The sequence below is a fragment of the Gordonia sp. (in: high G+C Gram-positive bacteria) genome (assembly GCF_049299075.1).
Taxonomy (GTDB): Bacteria; Actinomycetota; Actinomycetes; order Mycobacteriales; family Mycobacteriaceae; genus Gordonia.
In genome coordinates, this window is sequence record NZ_JBAQWU010000019.1 from 1 (window position 1) to 1,675 (window position 1,675).

Below are 1,675 nucleotides of genomic sequence, written 5' to 3' on the forward strand. Positions count from 1 at the left end.
GGCCGGTGCGACCTGGCCGCGGGATTCGGCTTGGGCGCGGCGGGTTGTCGTTTCTTCGGAGAGGTCGACCGTCGGTGCTGCCGCCTCGACCGGCGGCATCCATTGGGTAACCTCGACCGGCGGCCACGCCGCCGGGGTCTGCGGTGTGGACGGCTGCGGTGTGGACGGCTGCGGGGTCGACTGGCGCTGGACCGGGACCTCTGGGAGCCGAGGGATAGGGGTGCCCGGTGGGGCTGGGGGCACCGGGGGCACCGGGGGCACTGGGGGCGGCAGGGTCGGTCCGGCCGCCATCTGCGCCATGAGCTCGCGGACGGTGACCCGCTCGCGGCCGGGAACCTGACTCGGCCGATTGACTGGCTCGTGCAATCCGGCTCGTCGTTCGGTGACCGACGGGTCGCCGAAGCGCGCCCGGAAGTCATAGGACTCCGAGGTGCGACCGGCGCGCCGTGATCGCCGTGCGGGCCCCACAGGGCGTTCCGGCGGCGAACCGGGGTCGTCTGTCGTCACTGGTGAAGTCCTTTAGTTCTGGGCTGGAAACATACTAGTGCGAATTGCTGAGAGCACGCTGGCAGGGCGGCCCGTTCAGCCTCCGGAGTGCATGATTTCCGCGTCGCGCGGGACGATGTCTTCTTCCGGGTCGTCCAGCCAACCCGCCGGCAAATGCACGGCGGCCGGTGAGCCCTGGCGGCCGCGTGGGCCATGGCCATCGGCGGGGAACGGCACGTCGGGGTCGAGGGTGTCAATGAGACCTTGCAGGTCATCGAGGCTCTTGACCAAGGCGAGCGCGGACCGGAGGTCGGCTCCAGCTGGGAACCCGCGGAGGTACCAGGCAATGTGCTTGCGCATTTCGCGCATGCCCTTGTCCTCGCCATGGTGTGCGCTGAGCAGCTGGCCGTGGCGGTACATGATCTGGCCCACTTCGCCCAGGTTCGGGGCCGCTGGGGTGGGTAGACCGCGGAGGCGGGCAGACAGTTCGGCAAAAAGCCAGGGGCGGCCGAGGCAGCCGCGTCCGATCACCACCCCGTCGCAGCCGGTCTGCTCCATCATTCGGATTGCGTCGTCCGGTTCAAAGATGTCGCCGTTGCCGAGCACCGGCACGTCGGTGACGTGTTCCTTGAGTCGTGCAATCTGGTCCCAATGCGCGCTGCCGGAGTAGCGCTCGGAGGCCGTGCGTGCATGCAGGGCGACCGCGGCCGCACCTTCTTCGGCAGCGATCCGACCAGCATCCAGATGCGTGTGGTGCGCGTCGTCGAGCCCGATGCGAAACTTCACCGTGACCGGAATGTCGGTGCCTTCGGTGGCTTTGACCGCGGCCGCCACGATGTTGCGGAACAGCCGTCGTTTGTAGGGGATGGCCGAGCCGCCGCCGCGCTTGGTCACCTTGGGGACCGGACAGCCGAAGTTCATATCGATGTGGTCGGCCAGATTGTCGTCGACGATCATCTTGGCCGCCTTGTACGTGTACTCCGGGTCGACGGTGTACAGCTGCATCGACCGGGGCGTTTCGCTGGGATCGAAGCTGGTCATGTGCATGGTGACCGGGTGTCGCTCATAGAGCGCGCGGGCGGTCACCATCTCGCAGACATACAGGCCGGAAACTGTGCCGGTACGCGCCAGCTCGAGTTCCCGGCACAGCATGCGGAAGGCCACATTGGTCACGCCGGCCATCGGTGCG

Annotated in this window: 1 protein-coding gene and 1 pseudogene; both read right to left on the bottom strand. The window is 67.9% G+C overall.

The window, feature by feature from the left end; all coding sequences use genetic code 11:
• A pseudogene (locus WAW85_RS00795) lies at positions 1–507 on the bottom strand (LytR family transcriptional regulator); the annotation flags it as partial.
• A 75-nt stretch (positions 508–582) separates the two neighbouring features.
• Positions 583–1,675: tRNA dihydrouridine synthase DusB (gene dusB / locus WAW85_RS00800; protein ID WP_422557768.1), on the bottom strand; the 1,093-nt coding region annotated here is incomplete at its 5' end.